Raw genomic sequence first — 19,060 nt, 5'->3', positions numbered from 1 at the left:
GAATTTTCGTGATGAGGATCTTTTCGTCCTGGGTGCGGCATGCAAGCAATGACGCGGAGGCGCACTTGACAGTACGCTGCACACGTCAGTGCGTAGCGTGACGCGCTCTGGACGAAAAAAGGCCATCTCGCTACCCCGGAGGCCAGGTGAAGTCGCGCCCGGCCAGCATGTGCACATGGAGATGGAAGACCGTCTGGCCGGCATCGGCGCCGTTGTTCTGCACCAGCCGGAAGCCCCCTTGCTCCAGGCCGCGCTCCCGGGCCAGCTGTCCCGCCACCCGGAACAGGTGGCCCACGCACGCCTCGTCATGGTCCGCCATATCCAGACAGTTGCTGAAATGCCGCTTCGGCAGCAGCAACAGATGCAGCGGCGCCTTGGGAGCGATATCCTCGATCGCTAGCACCAGATCATCCTCGTACACCTTTTTCGCCGGAATCTCCCCGGCGATGATCCTGCAGAAAATACAATCGCTCATCCATCTACTCCTTTGACCCGCAGTGCCATCAGAAACTCCCGGTTACCGTCGGCCCCCTGGATCGGCGACTCGCAGATGCCGATCAACTCCGTACCCAGTTCTGCCGCCAGCTCCGTCATCCGCCGCAATACCTCCTCATGCAGGCGGGGGTCCCGCACGATCCCCCCTTTGCCCACGGCCCCCTTGCCCACCTCGAACTGCGGTTTCACCAGGGCCACCACCTCGGAAGGCCGCCTGAGCAGGGCCAGGGTCGGAGGCAGCACCAGATTGAGGGAGATGAAGGAGGCGTCGATCACGGCCAAGTCAGGCAGGGGGTCAAGCTGCTCCGGCTGCAGATGCCTGATGTTGGTCTTTTCCAGCACCACCACCCGTGGGTCCTCCCGCAGCTTCCAGGCCAGCTGGCCGTAGCCCACATCAACGGCATAGACACGGGCCGCCCCCCGCTGCAGCAGGCAGTCGGTGAAACCGCCGGTGGAGGCCCCCACGTCGATGGCGATCCGGTTGCTCACCTGAACATGAAAGGCATCCAGCCCCTTTTCCAGCTTCAAGCCTCCCCGGCTGACGTAGGGCAGCAGTTCTCCCTTGATCCTGATGGTCGCATCGGCCGCCACCTGCTGGCCGGCCTTGTCGGCGGCATGGTCCCCCACCACCACCTGGCCGGCCATGATCAGGGCCTGTGCCTTTTCCCGCGACGGCGCCAGCCCCCGTTCCACCATCAGTTTGTCAAGGCGCTGTTTGGGACTCATGCACCCACAAGCTGTGATTTCGTAAAAATGGCCTTCAGCCAGTAGCCTTCGGCCTCGATATTCTCCCGGCCACCCTCTTCCCGGTCCACCAGGGAGACGATGCCCAGCACATCCAGCCCCTCTTCCTTGGCACGGTTCACCGCCTTCATGGAAGAGCCGCCCGTGGTAACCACATCCTCCACGATCACCACCTTGGTGCCGGGCGGCAGGTTCTTGCGGCCTTCCAGCCACTGACCGGTACCGTGTCCCTTGGGTTCCTTGCGGATGATGAACGCATGCAGCGGCTTGCCGTCGAGAAACGCGGCAATGGAGGTGGCGGTGGCGATCGGATCGGCCCCCAGAGTGATGCCGCCCACAGCCTGCACGCCGGCCACATCCTTGATCGCTTCATAGAACAGCTTGCCGACCAGCAGGCCCCCTTCGGCATGCAGGGTGGTCTGCTTCCCGTCAAAGTAAAAATCGCTCTGACGGCCCGATGCCAAGGTCACCAGGCGTTTTTCGTAGGACAGCTCCAGGATGATCTGCTTCAGTCGTTCGCGGTCGGTCATTGTTCCTCGTACTCCTCTCCTTCTATGAATAGTCCCATCTGGGGTTTTTGCTGCGGCATGGGAAAGTTGATCGGGTAGTCGCCGGTGAAACAGGCGGTACAGAAATCGGCATGGCCCAGGCCGGTGGAGCGGACCAATCCCTCTTCGGAGAGGTAGCCCAGGGAATCGGCGGTGATGTAGCGCCGGATCTCCTCAAGGGTATGGGAGGAGGAGATCAGTTCCTTGCGGTTGGGGGTATCGATGCCGTAGAAACAGGGATAGCTGGTGGGGGGAGAGGAGATGCGCATATGCACTTCGGTGGCGCCGGCGTTGCGCACCATCTTGACGATCTTGCGGGAGGTGGTGCCCCGCACGATGGAATCGTCGATGACCACCACCCGTTTTCCCTCCAGGATCTCCCGCACCGGATTCAGCTTGATCTTGACCCCGAAGTGGCGGATCGACTGGGCCGGCTCAATGAAGGTCCGTCCCACGTAATGGTTGCGGATCAGGCCCAGCTCGAACCTGATTCCCGACTCCTCGGCATACCCCATGGCCGCCGGCACGCCGGAGTCGGGCACGGCAATGACCACATCCGCATCCACCTGGTGTTCCCGGGCCAGCTGCCGGCCCAGTTCCTTGCGCACCTGGTAGACGTTCCTGCCGAAGATGTTCGAATCGGGCCGGGCAAAGTAGACGAACTCGAAGATGCAGGGGGTCGGCTGAATCGGCTTGAACGGAAACATGGACTGCATCTGGCCGTCCCGGGTGAAGATCAACATCTCGCCAGGCTCCACTTCCCGTACAAAGGTGGCTTCGATCAGGTCAAGAGCACAGCTCTCCGAGGCAACCACCCAGGAGTTGCCCAGTTTCCCCAGACACAAGGGGCGGAAGCCGTTGGGGTCCCGCACCGCGATCATGCGGGTCTCAGTGAGAAAGAGCAGGCAGTAGGCCCCCTTGATCCGGTTCAGGGCATCCACGATCCGGTCCACGAGAGAGTTGGTCTTGGAGACCGCCAGCAGGTGGATGATAATTTCGGTATCCATGGTGGTCTGGAAAATGGAGCCGTAGGCCTCCAGTTCCGCCTTGAGCAGGCCGGCGTTCACCAGGTTGCCATTGTGGGCCACGGCAATGGAACCGCGGGAGTAGTCCACCATGATCGGCTGGACGTTTTTCTCCACCGAGGCGCCGGCGGTGGAATAGCGTACATGGCCGATGGCGGCGTTGCCGGGCAGCTTCTTGAACACCTCCTGGTTACCGAAGACATCGGCCACCAGCCCCATCCGCTTGTGGGCATGCAGCCCACCGCCGTCGGAGGAAACGATGCCGCAGCTCTCCTGGCCGCGGTGCTGCAGGGCGTACAGCCCCAAGTAAGTCAGGTTGGCGGCCTCGGGGTGGCCGTAGATGCCAAATACGCCGCACTCTTCTTCCGGGCGATAGATGTTCATGACAGGTTTTTCCTCGCATACTCCGCTGCATTACGGTACAGGATCAGACCGTCCCCCGCTTCAGGCAACTGCTCGCGGGTCCAGCGGGGATGCTGGGTATAGTGGACAAAGGCTTCAGGATGGGGCATCAGGCCGAACAGCCGTCCCGTGGGATCGCAGAGACCGGCGATGGCGTTGGTGGAGCCGTTGGGGTTGGCGGGAAACTCCATGGCGGGGGCGCTGTAGCTTTGGTCCGAGTATTTCAACACCGCCAGATGGCCTTCCTCGATCCGCGCCAGGGTTTCCGGGGTATCGGTCAGGAACTTCCCCTCTCCGTGCCGCACCGGCAGGTACATGCCCTTTTCAATCCCTTTGGTGAAGATGCAGGGAGAGGCGGTATCGGCTTTCAGATAGCACCAGCGATCCTGGAACCGGCCGGAGTCGTTATGGCAGAGGGTGACGGTCTGCTGGAGGTTGTTGCCGTCCAGGGCCGGCAGCATCCCCATCTTAACCATCAACTGGAAGCCGTTGCAAACCCCCAGCACCAGCTTGCCATCGTTGATGAAACGGGTGAACTGTTCCACCAGTTTTTCGTCACTCCCATGCAGAGCGGCATACTTCAGGCGGTTGGCCTGGGCCTTGGCGCTGCCCAGATCGTCACCGTCCAGAAAGCCGCCGGTCAGGTTCAGAAAGTGGAAATCATCGAGACGGATTTCTCCGGAAAGGATCTCGGCGATATGGGCGATCACCGCCTCGTCGAAGCCCCCCAGGCGACAGGCATGGGCCGCCTCGGTCTCGCAGTTGGTACCGTTTCCGGTAATGACAATGGCACGTGTCCTGGTCATGTAGTCGGTTTCTCCTTAACGGGTTGCTCAAAACCAGCCATCTCGCCGCCGTCCTCGAAAACCCCTTGTGCGGGTGCGACGATCTGACTCGTTTTGAGCAACCCTGCGTCTTACAGCAGTCTTTTACATATGAAAACTAGTGTGAACATGCCGGCCCGGTTTGTCAATCGACCGGAGGACCGGCATCACTCCCCGGCTCGGCCCTGCGCCGGTGATCGTCAATGGCATCGAGAAACAGCGCCCCGTACCTGGCGAGCTTGCGCTGCCCCACACCGGTGATGGACAGCAGTTCCCGCTCGTCCCGGGGCCTGGCTTGGGCCATCTCCACCAAGGTGGCGTCGGAGAAGACCACGAAGGGAGGTACCCCGGCTTCGTCGGCGATCCGCTTGCGCAGGGCCCGCAAGACCTCGAACAGACCGCCGCGGCTTTCCTTCACCCCTCGGCTGCGGCTCCGGGACCGTTCCTCCACCCGTGCCGTGCTGCGGGGCCGCCCCAACAGCACCGCTACCTCCCCTTTCAGCACCGGCCGCGCCGCCGGGGTAAGCCCCAGAACGCCGTACCGGCTGAAATCCTGGGTCAGGTATCCCAGGTGAATCAACTGGCGGATGATGTTGTCCCACTCCTCTCCCGAGAGGTCCGCACCGATGCCGTAGGTGGAGAGACGGTCGTGCCGCAGCTCCGCAATCCGCTGTCCTTTACTTCCCCGCAGCACGTCGATGACATGCCGGGCCCCGAAGCGCTCTCCCACCCGGTAGACGCAGGAAAGGACCTTCCTGACCGCCTCCGAGGCGTCGAACCGTTCCGGCGGGTCGTTGCAGATATCGCAGTTGCCGCACTCGTGGTCCCGCTGCTCGCCGAAATAGCCCAAAAGCGCCCGCCTGCGGCAGGTCAGGGCCTCGGCGTAGGCCACCATGGCGTTCAGCTTCTGCAGCTCTATCCGCACCCGCTCCGGGTTTTCGCTGTTCTCGATCAGGCTGCGGGCGGTCATGACGTCCCCCATGCCGAACAAAAGCAGGGCCTCCGAGGGCAGTCCATCCCGGCCGGCCCGGCCGGTCTCCTGGTAGTAGCTCTCCACGCTCTTGGGCAGGTCGTAATGCACCACGTACCGGACGTTGGGCTTGTCGATCCCCATGCCAAAGGCTACGGTAGCCACCACGATCCGCAGGTCGTCCCGCCGGAACGCCTCCTGCACCTGCTGTCGCTCCCGGTCGGGCAGGCCGGCATGGTAGGCCCGTGCGCTGAAGCCGGCGTCACGGAGCCGTTGCGCAACCTCCTCCACCCGCTTGCGGCTTAAGGCATAGACAATACCGGCCTCGTCGCGCCGGTTGCGCAGAAACGCCTCCAGTTGGACAAAGGGCTTCTGTTTGGGCAGGACGTTATAGGTGATGTTGGGCCGGTCGAACCCGGCCACATAGACCTTGGCCCCCTGGATCCCCAACTGGCGGAGAATGTCCCGCCGGGTTTCCGGGTCGGCGGTGGCGGTCATGGCCACCAGCGGCACGTCGGGAAACAGCTCCCGCAAGCGGCCGAGCTGGGTGTATTCGGGCCGGAAGTCGTGGCCCCACTGGGAAATACAGTGGGCCTCGTCAATGGCGAACAGGGCCAGGGGCACGGCAGCCAGCCGCTCCAGGAAATCAGCCATCAGCAGCCGCTCCGGTGCCACGTACAGCAGGTCCAGTTCTCCCGCATCCCACCGCTGGAAGACGCTTCGGGCCTCGGCCGGCACCAGGGTGGAGTTGAGGCAGGCAGCGGCCACACCGTTGGCCAGCAGCCCGTCCACCTGATCCTTCATCAGTGCAATGAGGGGCGACACCACGATGGCCACCCCGCGGCGGTGCAAGGCCGGCACCTGGTAGCAGAGGGACTTGCCGCCGCCGGTGGGCATGACCAGGAACACATCCTCGCCGCCAATGACCCGTTCGATCACCTCCTGCTGGGGAGGCCGAAAGGCATGGAAGCCGAAGACGGTTCGCAGGGTGTCGTGGATGGAGGCGGACATGGACCCGGCTGCCTGTGCTACAACTCCCGCAACGTCCGCTGCCAGGCTTCCTTCAGCGCGCCCAGGTCGCTTTGCAGCACGGTTTTTCCTTCAAGCCCGGCAATGGTGACCCGGCCGTCGTCGGTCACTCGACCGATCTGGCTGAAGACCGTGCCGGCCATGGCCTCTTCAAAGGCCGACCACTGGGCCGGATGGACCGTCACCAGCAGACGGGAGGCTGATTCGGAGAACAACAGCACCTCGTCGGTCCGGGTGCGCTGATCGCCGCCGAAGCGGACATTGTCCAGCTCGATCCGGCAGCCGAAACCGCCGGCAAAGGCGCTCTCCGCCAGAGCCACGGCCAGACCGCCGTCGGACAGATCGTGACAGGATGCCACCAGCCCACCGGTGATGGCCCGGTGGAGCGCCTTGTAGCGGGCCAGGGCCGACGTGACCTCCACCTGCGGCACGGTGGTGCCGGTATACCCCTGCATGGCCAGGTATTCGGAGCCGCCCAGTTCGTCTTTGGTCTCACCCAGCAGGCAGATGATATCGCCGGGACGCTTGAAATCCATGGTCACGGCATTACGCACGTCCGGGATGGTGCCGATCACCGAGAACAACAGGGTCGGCGGGATGGAGATCTTCACCGAGCCGTCATAGAAGTCGTTCTTCATGGAGTCCTTGCCGGAGATGAGCGGCAGGTTGAGCGGCACGCAGTAGTCCAGCAGGGCCTGGTTGGCCCGCACCAGCTGGGCCATCTTGTAGGGGCCGTCCGGGGTCTTTTCCGACAGCACCGGATCGCACCAGCAGAAGTTGTCCAGACCGGCCCAGTGGTCCGGATTACCACCGACGGCCACATAGTTGCGCAGCGCTTCATCGATGGCGTTGGCCGCCATGTGGTAGGCGTCAATGTCGGAGTAGCGCGGACAGATGCCGTGGGAGACCACCACCCCTTTGAAGGAATCCAGTACCGGCCGCACCACGGCGGCATCGGACGGGCCGTCGTTGGCAACGCCGGTGAACGGCTTGACCACCGATCCCCCCTGCACCTCGTGGTCGTAGCGCCGCACCACTGACTCCTTGGAGCAGATGTTCAGCCGTCCCAGCAGTTCCAGCAGGTCTGCGGTCCAATCCTCCCGGTACCGGGCCGGTGCTTCCGGGTTGACCGGCGGCTGCCACTTGGCCGGAATCTGCATCGGCGGCAGCCCTTCATGCATGAATGCCATCGGCAGCCAGGCAACGGTTGTGTCGTTGTAGAGGATATGGAAGATGCCGCTGTCGGTGAACTCACCCAGCACCGTGGCCTCGCAGCCGAAACGTTTGGCCATGGCCATGAATTCGTCGAGCTTCTCCGGCGGCACGGCCAGTGACATCCGCTCCTGGGCTTCGGAGATCAGAATCTCCCAAGGGTTGAGACCGGGATACTTGAGCGGCGCCTTGGCCAGGTCCATGCGGCAGCCGCCGCACTCGCCGGCCATCTCTCCCACCGAGGAGGAAAGGCCGCCGGCGCCGTTGTCGGTGATGAAGCGGTAGAGCCCCTTGTCCCGGGCCCGGATCAGGAAGTCGAACATCCGCTTCTGGGTGATCGGGTCGCCGATCTGCACCGCCGTGACCGGCGAGTTTTCGTTCAACTCTTCTGAAGAGAACGTGGCGCCGTGGATGCCGTCCTTGCCGATGCGGCCGCCGGTCATCACGATCAGGTCACCCGGCTTGATGCTCTTTTCATGGCCGGCAATGCCGTTCACCTCTTTCGGCATGATCCCGGCGGTACCGCAGAACACCAGGGGCTTGCCGGCAAAACGTTCATCAAAGACAATGGAACCGTTCACCGTGGGGATGCCGGACTTGTTGCCACCGTGCTCCACCCCTTCCACCACCCCTTCGAAGATGCGGCGGGGATGCAGCAGACGCGACGGCAGCGGCTTGTCGTAGAACGGATCGGCAAAGCAGAAGACATCGGTGTTGAAGATCAGCTTGGCCCCCTGGCCGGTGCCGAAGGGATCGCGGTTCACCCCCACGATGCCGGTGAGCGCCCCGCCGTACGGGTCCAGTGCCGAGGGGGAATTGTGGGTTTCCACCTTGAACACCAGGGAGTTGTTGTCGTCAAAGGTGATGACGCCAGCGTTGTCCTTGAAGACCGAGAGACAGAAGTCCTTGTCCCCCATGTTCTGCCGCACCTCTTTGGTGACCCGCTGGATATAGGACTTGAACAGGGATTTGATCTCCTGCTTGTTCCCCTGTTCGTCCTCGTACTGCACGGTGCCGGCAAAAATCTTGTGCTTGCAGTGTTCCGACCAGGTCTGGGCCAGGCATTCCAGCTCAACGTCGGTCGGCTTGCTCCCCAGCCCCTGTCCGGCCCGTTCCGCCAGCACTTTGGGGTCGCGGTAGTGGGCTTGGATGATCTTCATCTCCTCCAGGGTCAGGGCCAGCACGCCGTCCTTGCTGATCCGCAGCAGTTCGTCATCGGAAACCTCCAGGTCGATCTCCCGCACCTGGCCTTTGGTCTCGCCGGTGACCCGGGGAACCGTGACCGGAAAACCCCGCTTGGCCATGAAGTCGGCGGCGGACATGATACTGTAGCGCTGGATCAGGGTGTTGCAGAGCAGACCGGTGGCGATGGTTTCAACCTGCTCCCTGCTCAACGAGCCGCTGAGCAGGTACTGCACCCCGGCGTAGACCGCTTCGCCGGCAGCAAAGGGGCGGCCGGTCAGGTACTCCACCGCTTCCCGGGCCGTGCGGCCCACGTTGTCGGTGACTCCGGGCCGGAGCCCGACTTCCACGGCCCACTCAAAGCCGGAGGCCAGCGGCAGGTCGATGCTCCAGCTCTGGATCACCGGATCGCAGAACGGGCCGGAGGCTGCCGCTTCAAGCTCGGCCCGGCTCAGGGCGGCATCCACGGTGTAGATGTCGATGGTGCGCACGCCGTCCACCGGCAGGTGCAGAAAATGGGCGATCTCGTTGCGCACCCGCTCACCACGGGCATCGCGCACGCCGTCCTTCAGGGCTACTTCTACTCTGCTGGCCATGATAATCCTTTACTTCTTCACGAAGATGATTTCGATACGACGGTTGCCTTCCACGTTCTTTTTCGGATAGAGCGGCTCTGCTGCACCAACACCGAGTGCTTCGACGACTGACGGCTCGAATCCCCCCTTGCTCAGCAGCGCTTCGCGCAGAAAGCGGGCCATTTGGTCGGTAGCGGCGGCATCCTCGCTGCGGACCGGTTGACCGAAACCATGTACCCGCAGCTTCAGACGGTATTCGGGATAGGTTTTCAGCAGCGCCACCACGCCGACCACCGCTTCAGTTCCCTCCACGGTCAGTGTGGTACTCTTGCCGGAGGCTTTCAACAGGCGTGCACGGGCAAACGTCACGCTCTGCACCTCCTCGCCCGTTTTCACACTGCCCCCCAGGCGGTACAATCCCAGTTCGAACGCCGCCCGACGATTATCGTCCGCAAGACGCTGTTCAGCGCTTTTCAGGCCGGTTGTTTCCTTCTTCAGCCCCTCCAGGTCCCGCGTCAGGGTCATCACCTGGTGTTGCGAGGCGGCGGTCGCCTTTTTCTGCTCGTCCAGCGCCTTGAGCAGGTCGCCGGTCTTCTGGTCGGAGCTGCTGATGGCCGATCCCTTGGCAGCCAGCTCGGCGGTCAGGGAGGCAACCTGAGCCTTCAAACCGTCGATCTGACCGAACTGCTCGGCCGTTTGCTTCCTCAGGTTCCGAACCTGCGCCAGCAGATCATCGAACACCTTGATCTTGGAACGGACCGTTCCGGACTGCTGTTCAAACTGTTTCAATGCCTTTTCGTGGTCGCGCTGCGCGGCGCGGGCCAGAATCACCGATGCCTGCAGTCGGGCCATCTCGGCAAGATGGCGAACCGCCGGTTCAGCCTTGGGATCCAGCTTGCCGGTCCAGCCCAGACTTTTCTGATACTCGGCCTCGGTGGCGCGCAGGGTATTGCGGGCGATCAGGATATCGTCGGCCAGCTCCGGCACGGTATCAGCCTTCGATACGACCAGGGAGACGGCGTTTTGTGCCTGTTGCAGCCAGGAAGGCAGCTCATCCGCCGCCCGAAGCGGCGTGACGGATACCGTCAGCAGCAGAAGCAGGAGAACAACCACCCTTGATGCGCAGGAATGTTTCATGGCCGCTCTCCTTTCCCGGCAAGAATGGTTGCCAGCTTCTGCTCAAGTGCGTCCAGCTCCCTGCGGGCGGCAGCAACCTTTTCGGCCGCTCCTCGCTCGTCAGCGGTGGCCAGGGCCAGCTTCACCAGCACCAGTGCCAATTCCGAGGCTTCACGGGTTGTACGGTCATTGCCCTCCTTCAAACCGCTCTGGGCGGCCTCCACCCGGGCCGCAGCCTGCGCCACCACGTCGGCGGCTCGCATGGCGGTCGGCGTACCGGCCAAACCGGCAACCTGGTCACGTGCCTTCTGATAGAGCGCGGTGGTTTCGGGCCGTACCCCCGGCGAGGGGTCCGCTGCGCAGACCGGGACCGGCAACAGCAACAGTGCACCGATGCAGAGGTACCGCTTCCAGACTTTCATGGCATGCTCCTCCTTCAGGATGAGAGATCGAGCTGCTGCAGATGCACCGTGCGGGTCGGATACGGGATTGCCACACCGCTATCACGGAATTTTCGCAGAATCGCGCAGTTCAGCTGATCGGTCACGGCGCCGAGACGGGTCGGATCGGCAACCCAGAACAACAGCAGCAGGTTGAGGGCGCTGTCGCCGAACGAAGTGAATTGCGCCACGGGAGCCGGTTCTTCCAGCACTCCGGCGTTGTTCCGGGCAATTTCCAGCAGCAGTTCCTTGGCCCGTTCCACGTCACTATCGTAACCGATTCCGAGGGTGATCCGCCCCTGAATGACCGCGGTCGGTCGCACCATGTTGACCACCGTGGCGTTACAGAGATCGGAGTTGGGAATGATCATCACCGTGGTATCCAGTCCCTGAATCTTGGTGGAGCGCATGCCGATATCCACCACATCCCCCACCTGGCCGCCGGCCAGCCTGATCCGGTCGCCGATCCGGAACGGACGGTCGATCAGCAGGATGAAACCGGAGATCATCTGGGCCAGGGTATCCTTGGCCGCCAGGCCGATGGCCAGGGAGCCGATCCCCAGGGCGGTCAGCAGCGAGAGAATATCATAATTGAACTTTTTCAGGATGATGATCAGCGATGCGCCGCACAGCACGATAGTGGCCAGTTTTCTGACCAGCGGCATCATGCTGCGGGAAATGACCTCTTCCTGGTGCTGCAGACGATCAAGGTACCTGCTGAGCAGCTCGTCAACCACCCGGTAGATGATGACGGCACAGATCACCACGAGAGCAACGAACAGAACGCCGGAAAGCACCTTGAAAAACCGCTCCTGCAACGGCAGGGTGGAGAGTGCAATATAACAGCCCAGCGTTGAAAGCAACAGAGTGATGGAGGGGGTGATCCGCTTCAGCAGACGATCATCCAGGTCGGTTTTGGTGAAAGCACTAAACTTGGTGCCGAATCGTTCCAGAAGGTGTCGCACCAGTTGGGCAAACAGCCAGAACAGCGCAAAGACGATGGTGGCCGTCAGCAGACGCTTGGCCCAGACCACGGCGGTACCGTCGGCGGTACCGGGAATCAGCAGCGACGTAACGATCGGCAGCAGATCAGTTTTCACCGAAAACCCGCCTAAAGATGGTATCGACATGCTTGAGGTGGTAGGACAGATCAAATGATTCCCGGATTTTGGCCTCACCGAGTGCACCCACTACTTCAGGGTCTGCCAAAAGCTCGGTCTGGAAATCCTTCCCCTCTTCCCACACCTTCATGGCGTTCTTCTGCACCAGCCGGTAGGCATCCTCACGGGAGACGCCGGCCTGGGTCAGGTCCAGCAGGATTTTCTGGGAAAAGACCAGCCCCTTCATCTGGTTGAGGTTTTTCAACATGTTGTCCGGATAGACCACCAGGTTGCGGATCAGGCCGTTCAGACGACGCAGGGAGAAGTCCAGGGCCACCGTAGCATCAGGGGCAATGTAGCGCTCCACCGAGGAGTGGGAGATGTCCCGTTCATGCCAGAGCGCCACGTTCTCCAGGGCCGGGATGCATTGGGCCCGGATATAGCGGGCCTGACCGGTCAGGTTTTCGGAAAGGATCGGGTTACGCTTGTGGGGCATGGCCGAGGAGCCCTTCTGCCCCTTGGTGAACTGTTCTTCCGCCTCCAGCACCTCGGTCCGCTGCAGGTGGCGGACCTCGATGGCGATCCGCTCCATGGAGGAGGCGATGATGGCAAGACAGCAGAAAAACTCGGCATGACGGTCACGGGGAATCACCTGGGTTGAAACCGGCTCGGCTTTAAGTCCCATCTTCTCACAGACGTACTCTTCCACAAACGGATCGATGTTGGCAAAGGTGCCGACCGCACCGGAAATGGCGCCGGTGGCGATGTTCTCGCGGGCAGCCTTCAGACGGGTGCGATTGCGGTCCATTTCAGCGTACCAGGTGGCCAGCTTGAGCCCGAAGGTGACCGGCTCGGCATGGATGCCGTGGGAGCGGCCCATGCAGACCGTGTCCTTGTGCTCGTAGGCACGAAGCTTGATCGACTCGAGAATCATCTCCAGATCGGCCAAAAGCTCGTCGGCAGCCTGTACCATCTGTACCGACAGGCAGGTGTCCAGCACGTCGGAGGAGGTCATCCCCTGGTGAATGAAGCGGGCCTCGGGACCGACGAATTCCGCCACCGAGGTCAGAAACGCGATGACGTCATGCTTGACCTCGGCCTCAATGGCGTCGATCCGCTCAATGTTGAAGTTGCCCTTTTCCCGGATGACCGGAATGACCTCTTTGGGGATAACTCCCAACTGGGCCTGCGCCTCGCAGGCCAGGGTCTCGATTTCAAGCCAGATGCGGAAACGGTTTTCCGGCTCCCAGATTTTGGCCATGTCGGGGCGGGTGTAGCGTGGGATCATGTGTAGCTCCTTGATATGTGTAAATTCAATTAATTGATTCACCGCAGAGGACGCTGAAGTCACGGAGTAAAAGCAAAACCAACGTCCTCAGGATGCGGTTACACCCAAAAATCAGTTCGATTTGGTTTTGTCCTGGGTTTTTCCTCTGCGACCTCTGCGGTAAACCGGCATTTAAACTGATCAGATCTCCATCACCGGTCCGGCCTGATGCTGGTCCCCGATGGTGATGCGGGGTGCGCAGCGGTTCTGATCCCTGAGAAAGGATGCCGTGGTCTCCACCACCCGGTCGGGATGGTTATTCGCCTCTGAAAGGTGAGCCATGACCAGCGCCTCCAGCCGGTCATGGGCGATTTCATGCAGCAACTCCAGCGACTCCTGGTTGGACAGGTGCCCCTGCCGCGATTTGATCCGCTGTTTCAGGTGCCAGGGATAGGGACCGTTCAGCAGCATCTCCGGATCATGGTTCGACTCCAGGTTCAGTGCCCGGCATCCCTTCAGCTTTTCACGCACCAGCCGGGTCACGGTCCCCAAGTCGGTGGCGGTGCCGAATCGTCCCTCGCGGGACTCCACCGCAAACCCCACCGGATCGCAACAGTCGTGGGAAACCGGAAACGGATCGATCAGCAAGTCCCGGAAGGTGAAAGAGTAACCGGTCTCGAACTCCAGCAGTTCGGTTTTCTCCAGGTACCCCTCGGCTGCCTGCCGCGTGGCGTAGCTGACCACTACCGGTACCTTGAACCGTCGGGCAAAGGAACCGGCGCTGCGGATATGATCGATATGTTCATGGGTAACCAGTACGGCATGGACGGAAGACGGGTCGATCCCCGATCGTGTCAGTCGTGCGGTCGTCTCACGCAACGACAGCCCGGCATCCACCAGCAAACGGGTATCACCGGCCTCCAGATAGAGGCAGTTACCTTTGCTGCCGCTCGCCAGGGAACAGATTTTCATCTCCTCTTTATACTCGATGCGTCGCCGCGATTCAAGGCAGTTGTGGAGGAAGCCATACCGTACCACGAGGGGTCCGCCGTTACGGTCCCAGTCGTTCCCAGACCGTCACCTGGGCAACAGCGTGCTGGAATTTTCTGCGGGTCTCGCGGATGATAAAGGGAACATCCCGTGGTTCTCCCAGCAGGCGGAACCTGTCGGCCAGCGCAGCCGTCACCCCGTCCAGGGTCCAGACCGGTTCACCCGCCTCACGATAGCCCCCCAGCCACTCCTCCTTCGGCGTAAACTCCTCGGACCAACTGTAAGGCGACGCAAGTACCAGCAACCCGCCGGGATTGATCCGGCCATGGATACTCTCCAGAAAGCGTTGCGGTCCGTAGAGCCGGTCCAGCAGGTTCGCCGCCAGCACCAGATCGAAACCGCTGAACTTCTCCGGCAGGTTGCAGGCATCGGCTTGATAGAACTGTACCTGCTCCCGGATTCCGTCCAGACCGAAGTCAGCCAGGTTCGCCTGGTGAAACGAGACGATCTCGCCCTCTTCCGGCAGGGTGTAGCGTAAAATTCCTTCCTCCTGCATGGCCGTTGCCAAGCGGAAGAAACGGGTGGAAAAGTCGAGGCCGATCACCTCTCGGAAGCCGCCTTTCGCCAGCTCGAAGGAGGCTCGCCCCAGAGCACACCCAAGGTCAAGGGCTCTCCCCAGGGAGCGGCCCGCCATCTGCTCCAGACAGATCCGGGCACAGGTAGCCGGGAAGTTGGCAACACCGAACTGCTCCGGACCGTAGTGGGCATGGCAGTACTGGGCAGCCAGGCTGTCGGTCTCGTAGCGGTTGTCGTGTTGTTCCACCGGCGTGCTGCTTTCCACGTAGCGGAAGCCGGCGTGCTGAAAGAAGTGACGCCGGAAGGCGTAGCGGGCATGGCGGGTCGCCTCGTTGCCGGTGGATATCCAGGAGCCCCCCATGATCAGGTTGTGACGGGTATCGAAGGTGGGCGTGGAAAAATCGTCGTACCAGGGATGGATCTCGAACCCCTCAAAGGGATAAATGGGCGTTTCGGTCCATTGCCAGACATTACCGATCAGATCGTAAAATTCTCCGGCGCGGAAGCGGTCCACCGGACAGGAGGAAGCCCAGAAGGCCAGGTTGCTATTGCCGGGCGGCAGTTCGCCCCACTCTATCTGATCCGGCACGGCGCAGACATCCCGCAGTCGCAGCCACTCCTCTTCGGTGGGAAGCCGCAACGGTTGCCCGGTTGCGGCAGTTTTCCAGGCACAAAAGGCAGCGGCTTCGAGCTGGTTCACCTCCACCGGCCAGTTCCAGGGCATCTCGATCTCGCTGGCCATGGTACGCAGCTTCCAGCCACCGTCGCTCCGTATCCAGAACAGGGGATGCTCGGCTCGGCGAAACTGGCACCAGCGCCACCCTTCATCGGTCCACCACTGCTCGTTCTCATACCCGCCGTCGTCGACAAAGCCCAGAAACTCGCGGTTGGAAACCAGATAGCGTGACGCCGCGAAGCCGGGCACTTCCACATGCCGCTGGCCGTATTCGTTGTCCCAGCCGTACAGCGGGTGACTGCGCGACTTGCCAAGCTGTACCAGACCTCCCGCAACCGGCAGCAGTTCGTTTGCCGGCGGTTCGCCACCGTCGGGACAGATATCCCAGAACGGCAGCGGGCGTACCTGGTCAATGGGCAGCTGGCGGATGAGCACCGACGAAGTTTCCAAGTGAATCCGCTCATGTTCGATCCCCATCATGATGGCCCACCAGGGCGACTCCCAGGTAATCGGCAGCGTGAGCGGCAGGGTTCGGATCAATTCATCCACCCGGCTGCGCACCTGGTCGCGGTACGCTTGCACCTCGCCGGGGGAGGGCCAGGCATAATGCCGCTCGTCCAGGTCGTCCCAGGACATTTCATCCACCCCCACCGCAAACATCGACTCATACTCCGGATTGATCCGCTGACTGACGATCCGGGCAATAACCAGCTTGTTGATGAAGAAGACAGCGGTATGGCCGTAGTAGAAAATCAGGGGATGACGCAGCCGGTCGGCACGCAGGTAGAAGGTCTCGTCATGGCGCAGTGTCCGGTACAGCTCCTCGTCGATATCAAAAGTGGCATGGAAGTAATCCCGGATTTCACCCCGTTTCAGTTCGGGGTCACCATCGGTCAGCACAATGGTACGTCTGTTTTTAAGGTTCATGACATCCCTCCCCTATGAAAGCGATGAATATTTTGCAAGTGTAACCGAAACCGCCTGCCCTGCAAGGTGGGGAACATCAAAGGCCGTCCCGGACTACCGGAACGGCCTTTGGCCTGCCTGAGAAGGAAACGAGAATCCGCCCCTACCCTTTCCATCCCCTTGCCCCACGGCCGATGGCCACGGCGCCGGTACGGACCAGCTCCTTCAGCCCCAAGGGACGCAGCAGGTCCAGGATGGCGTTGATCTTGGCCGGCGCCCCGGTGGCCTCGATGGTGTAGGACTTGGGGGTCACATCGATGATCTTGGCCCGGAAGATATCCACGATCCGTAGCACCTCGGCGCGGCTCTGGTCCTCGGCAGTTACCTTGATCAATGCCATTTCACGCTCAATGGCACTGCCGTCGGAGAAGTCCAGCACCTTGATGACATCCACCAGCTTGTTCAGCTGCTTGGTGATCTGCTCCAGCACCGCCTCATCCCCTCTGGTGACGATGGTGATGCGGGAAAGGGACTCATCAGTGGTGGGAGCAACCGACAGGGAGTCGATGTTGAACCCCCTGCCGGAAAAGAGCCCCGCCACCCGGGACAGGACACCGAATTCATTTTCCACAATAACCGATATGGTATGCTGCATGAGCGTTCTCCTTGCCTCCCTATGCGTTCAGCACCATTTCGTTCAGCGACGCTCCGGCAGGCACCATCGGCAGTACCTTTTCCTCGCGGGCGATCTTGAACTCCATGATGACCGGACCATTGTAGTCAAACCCTTCCTTGATCACCTTCTCGACATCGGCGGGCTTTTCAGCCTTCAGCCCCTTGGCGCCGTAAGCCTCGGCCAGCTTGACGAAATCGATCGGCATCTCCAGACAGGTCTGGGAGTAGCGCTTGTCGAAGAACAGCTCCTGCCACTGCCGCACCATCCCCAGGAAGTTGTTGTTGAGGATGACGATTTTCACCGGCAACCGGTTCTGCACCAGGGTTGCCAACTCCTGGATGTTCATCTGCACACCGCCGTCGCCGCAGACGCAGATCACCTGGCGGCCCGGACAGGCAGCCTGGGCCCCCATGGCGGCCGGCAGGCCGAAGCCCATGGTGCCCAGTCCCCCGGACGACAGTAGGGTGCGCGGCTTCTGGAATTCAAAGAACTGGGCGGTCCACATCTGGTGCTGTCCCACATCCGTTGCCATGATGGCATCGTCCTTGGACAGCTCCCGCAGCTTCTGAATAACAAACTGCGGCTTGATCACCGTGGTGCTCTGCTTGTAGGAAAGCGGATGCTTCCCTTTCCAGGCGGTCAGCTCCTCATGCCAGGCGGCAAGATTCGTGTGGAGTTCTTTCACCTTCCCCGCCTGCTGTTTGGCTTCGGCCACCATCTTCACCAGCACGTCCCTGGTGTCGCCCACGATCGGCAGGTCCACCCGCACGTTCTTGCGGATGGAGGTGGGATCAACGTCGATATGAATGATTTTGGCGTGGGGCGCAAAAGTGGCGATCTTGCCGGTGACCCGGTCGTCGAAGCGGGCTCCCACGGCCAGGATCAGGTCGGCATGGGTCATGGCCATGTTGGCGGCATAGGCCCCGTGCATCCCCAGCATGCGTAGCGACAGCGGGTCGTTCTCCGGGAACGCACCCAGCCCCATCAGGGTGGTGGTCACCGGCGCCTGCAGGGTGCGGGCCAGCTCCGTCAGCTCACCGGCAGCATCGGCGGTGATCACCCCGCCACCAACGTAGATAACCGGACGACGGGAGCCCAGCAGCATCTGGACCGCCTTCTCCACCTGCTTGGGATGTCCTTCCAGGTTGGGTTTGTAGCCGCGGATATCGACCGTCTCCGGCCACTTGAACTCAGCCTGGCTGATCTGTACATCCTTGGGAAAGTCGATCACCACCGGACCGGGACGGCCGCTCTTGGCAATATAAAACGCCTTGCGTACGATGGCCGGAATATCTTTGGCATCGCGGATCAGAAAGCTGTGCTTGGTGATCGGTCGGGTGATGCCGATGATGTCCACCTCCTGGAAGGCGTCGTTGCCGATCAGCGGTGTGGGTACCTGACCGGTGATCAGCACCATCGGAATGGAATCCATGTAGGCCGTGGCAACGCCGGTGACGGTATTGGTGGCGCCGGGGCCGGAGGTGGCAATGGCTACGCCCACCTTGCCGGTGGCCCGGGCGTAGCCGTCGGCGGCATGGGTGCCGGCCTGCTCGTGGCGGGGCAGGATATGCCTGATCTCCCGCACGTTCATCAGTTCATCGTAGATATTGATCACGGTGCCGCCGGGATAGCCGAACACCAAGTCAACCCCCTCGCGCTTCAGGGATTCGAGGAGGATACGCGCTCCATTCATTTTCATAAAAAACCTCAAATGCGATTAGAAATTGTTGGGATTACCGGTCAGGATGTTGATGACCGTGTACTGCACCTCTCCGTGCATATCCACCAGCTTGCGTTGCTGGCTGGCATTGTCGAAAAACACCTTGTAACAGGTGCTGGGTGCAAAATTTGCGTTCCAGTTGCTGAAGCAGAGCTGCCCTTCAGGGGTTATGTTCCAGTTCCCCTTGTTCTTGTCGCCGTAGGCCCCTTTGCCGACCACGACACCGCTACGGTCAAAATAGTAGGTCTTGCCGTCGGCGGAGGTGACGGTGTTGCCGACAAAGATATCCTTAACCTCTTTTGCTGACAGCAGCAGCGAACTGGAAGCCCGCAGGGCCGACTCATCGGTTGCACAACCGGCGACAGTGAACGCCAGGACGGAAGCAGCAAACAGAACACCGAGCTTTCTCATGGCAGATTCCTCCTTGTTTTAGGGCCAGGGGCCGGGGTCTAGGGGCCGGAAGGCCCTGATATCATGAACTACTACGGTGTAACATCTCATTCCCCTCCCCATCCCTCCCCCTCCTGGGGAGGGAGACAAGACTACGCTCCTCCCCCCCGGCGGGGGTAGGTTGGGGGGGGAAACAT

At 61.5% G+C, this 19,060-nt stretch carries 16 protein-coding genes; all 16 read right to left on the bottom strand.

What is annotated here, in order from left to right; genetic code table 11:
* Positions 1-130: 130 nt before the first annotated feature.
* The 16 genes from RAK07_RS06140 to RAK07_RS06065 all read right to left on the bottom strand — a co-directional run bounded on the left by RAK07_RS06140 (position 131) and on the right by RAK07_RS06065 (position 18,884).
* Entirely contained in the window at positions 131-475 is a 345-nt protein-coding gene (locus RAK07_RS06140) for a histidine triad nucleotide-binding protein (protein WP_305731953.1), read from the bottom strand.
* Positions 472-1,221 carry a TlyA family RNA methyltransferase gene (locus RAK07_RS06135; RefSeq protein ID WP_305731952.1) on the bottom strand — a complete coding sequence of 250 codons (750 nt, stop codon included), beginning with the start codon at positions 1,219-1,221 and terminating at the stop codon, positions 472-474. The genes RAK07_RS06140 and RAK07_RS06135 overlap by 4 nt, the downstream gene beginning before the upstream one ends.
* Complete coding sequence (gene pyrE, locus RAK07_RS06130) at positions 1,218-1,769, bottom strand: orotate phosphoribosyltransferase (RefSeq protein WP_305731951.1); 552 nt, start codon at positions 1,767-1,769, stop codon at positions 1,218-1,220. The genes RAK07_RS06135 and pyrE overlap by 4 nt, the downstream gene beginning before the upstream one ends.
* A complete protein-coding gene (purF, locus tag RAK07_RS06125) occupies positions 1,766-3,196 on the bottom strand; it encodes an amidophosphoribosyltransferase (protein WP_305731950.1) in 1,431 nt (476 codons plus the stop codon). Before purF ends, pyrE begins: the two co-directional genes overlap by 4 nt.
* On the bottom strand, positions 3,193-4,020 hold the full coding sequence (locus RAK07_RS06120; RefSeq protein ID WP_305731949.1) for a phosphoribosylformylglycinamidine synthase subunit PurQ: 828 nt from the start codon (positions 4,018-4,020) through the stop codon (positions 3,193-3,195). The genes purF and RAK07_RS06120 overlap by 4 nt, the downstream gene beginning before the upstream one ends.
* A gap of 163 nt (positions 4,021-4,183) precedes the next feature.
* A complete protein-coding gene (gene recQ, locus RAK07_RS06115) occupies positions 4,184-6,019 on the bottom strand; it encodes a DNA helicase RecQ (RefSeq protein ID WP_305731948.1) in 1,836 nt (611 codons plus the stop codon).
* Positions 6,020-6,036: 17 nt separating this feature from the next.
* Positions 6,037-9,027 (bottom strand): phosphoribosylformylglycinamidine synthase subunit PurL, encoded by a 2,991-nt coding sequence (gene purL / locus RAK07_RS06110; protein WP_305731947.1) that lies wholly within the window; start codon positions 9,025-9,027, stop codon positions 6,037-6,039.
* Positions 9,028-9,036: 9 nt separating this feature from the next.
* Positions 9,037-10,143 carry a hypothetical protein gene (locus tag RAK07_RS06105; RefSeq protein ID WP_305731946.1) on the bottom strand — a complete coding sequence of 369 codons (1,107 nt, stop codon included), beginning with the start codon at positions 10,141-10,143 and terminating at the stop codon, positions 9,037-9,039.
* On the bottom strand, positions 10,140-10,544 hold the full coding sequence (locus RAK07_RS06100; protein WP_305731945.1) for a hypothetical protein: 405 nt from the start codon (positions 10,542-10,544) through the stop codon (positions 10,140-10,142). Before RAK07_RS06100 ends, RAK07_RS06105 begins: the two co-directional genes overlap by 4 nt.
* Positions 10,545-10,558: 14 nt before the next feature.
* Positions 10,559-11,662, bottom strand: a complete 1,104-nt coding sequence (locus tag RAK07_RS06095; protein WP_305731944.1) for a mechanosensitive ion channel family protein — start codon at positions 11,660-11,662, stop codon at positions 10,559-10,561.
* On the bottom strand, positions 11,652-12,950 hold the full coding sequence (gene purB, locus RAK07_RS06090) for an adenylosuccinate lyase (RefSeq protein WP_305731943.1): 1,299 nt from the start codon (positions 12,948-12,950) through the stop codon (positions 11,652-11,654). Before purB ends, RAK07_RS06095 begins: the two co-directional genes overlap by 11 nt.
* A 180-nt stretch (positions 12,951-13,130) precedes the next feature.
* Positions 13,131-13,901, bottom strand: coding sequence for an MBL fold metallo-hydrolase (locus RAK07_RS06085; RefSeq protein ID WP_305731942.1), 771 nt, complete (start codon positions 13,899-13,901; stop codon positions 13,131-13,133).
* A gap of 79 nt (positions 13,902-13,980) precedes the next feature.
* Complete coding sequence (ovoA, locus tag RAK07_RS06080; protein ID WP_305731941.1) at positions 13,981-16,098, bottom strand: 5-histidylcysteine sulfoxide synthase; 2,118 nt, start codon at positions 16,096-16,098, stop codon at positions 13,981-13,983.
* Between the two features lie 142 nt (positions 16,099-16,240).
* Positions 16,241-16,732, bottom strand: coding sequence for an acetolactate synthase small subunit (gene ilvN, locus RAK07_RS06075; RefSeq protein ID WP_305731940.1), 492 nt, complete (start codon positions 16,730-16,732; stop codon positions 16,241-16,243).
* A gap of 19 nt (positions 16,733-16,751) precedes the next feature.
* Complete coding sequence (gene ilvB / locus RAK07_RS06070; RefSeq protein ID WP_309550346.1) at positions 16,752-18,452, bottom strand: biosynthetic-type acetolactate synthase large subunit; 1,701 nt, start codon at positions 18,450-18,452, stop codon at positions 16,752-16,754.
* A gap of 18 nt (positions 18,453-18,470) precedes the next feature.
* Positions 18,471-18,884 carry a DUF995 domain-containing protein gene (locus tag RAK07_RS06065; protein WP_305731938.1) on the bottom strand — a complete coding sequence of 138 codons (414 nt, stop codon included), beginning with the start codon at positions 18,882-18,884 and terminating at the stop codon, positions 18,471-18,473.
* Positions 18,885-19,060: the final 176 nt, after the last annotated feature.

Source organism: Trichlorobacter ammonificans, assembly GCF_933509905.1.
GTDB lineage: Bacteria > Desulfobacterota > Desulfuromonadia > Geobacterales > Pseudopelobacteraceae > Trichlorobacter > Trichlorobacter ammonificans.
This window is presented reverse-complemented; position numbering and strand designations above follow the sequence as displayed.

What these genes read in the sequence shown, in the direction of transcription:
- RAK07_RS06065 (WP_305731938.1), bottom strand. Translation starts at nt 18,884, where the DNA reads ATGAGAAAGCTCGGTGTTCTGTTTGCTGCTTCCGTCCTGGCGTTCACT.
- purB (WP_305731943.1), bottom strand. Translation starts at nt 12,950, where the DNA reads ATGATCCCACGCTACACCCGCCCCGACATGGCCAAAATCTGGGAGCCG.
- pyrE (WP_305731951.1), bottom strand. Translation starts at nt 1,769, where the DNA reads ATGACCGACCGCGAACGACTGAAGCAGATCATCCTGGAGCTGTCCTAC.
- RAK07_RS06100 (WP_305731945.1), bottom strand. Translation starts at nt 10,544, where the DNA reads ATGAAAGTCTGGAAGCGGTACCTCTGCATCGGTGCACTGTTGCTGTTG.
- RAK07_RS06140 (WP_305731953.1), bottom strand. Translation starts at nt 475, where the DNA reads ATGAGCGATTGTATTTTCTGCAGGATCATCGCCGGGGAGATTCCGGCG.
- ovoA (WP_305731941.1), bottom strand. Translation starts at nt 16,098, where the DNA reads ATGAACCTTAAAAACAGACGTACCATTGTGCTGACCGATGGTGACCCC.
- RAK07_RS06105 (WP_305731946.1), bottom strand. Translation starts at nt 10,143, where the DNA reads ATGAAACATTCCTGCGCATCAAGGGTGGTTGTTCTCCTGCTTCTGCTG.
- ilvN (WP_305731940.1), bottom strand. Translation starts at nt 16,732, where the DNA reads ATGCAGCATACCATATCGGTTATTGTGGAAAATGAATTCGGTGTCCTG.
- purL (WP_305731947.1), bottom strand. Translation starts at nt 9,027, where the DNA reads ATGGCCAGCAGAGTAGAAGTAGCCCTGAAGGACGGCGTGCGCGATGCC.
- RAK07_RS06085 (WP_305731942.1), bottom strand. Translation starts at nt 13,901, where the DNA reads ATGAAAATCTGTTCCCTGGCGAGCGGCAGCAAAGGTAACTGCCTCTAT.
- recQ (WP_305731948.1), bottom strand. Translation starts at nt 6,019, where the DNA reads ATGTCCGCCTCCATCCACGACACCCTGCGAACCGTCTTCGGCTTCCAT.
- RAK07_RS06120 (WP_305731949.1), bottom strand. Translation starts at nt 4,020, where the DNA reads ATGACCAGGACACGTGCCATTGTCATTACCGGAAACGGTACCAACTGC.
- purF (WP_305731950.1), bottom strand. Translation starts at nt 3,196, where the DNA reads ATGAACATCTATCGCCCGGAAGAAGAGTGCGGCGTATTTGGCATCTAC.
- RAK07_RS06135 (WP_305731952.1), bottom strand. Translation starts at nt 1,221, where the DNA reads ATGAGTCCCAAACAGCGCCTTGACAAACTGATGGTGGAACGGGGGCTG.
- ilvB (WP_309550346.1), bottom strand. Translation starts at nt 18,452, where the DNA reads ATGAAAATGAATGGAGCGCGTATCCTCCTCGAATCCCTGAAGCGCGAG.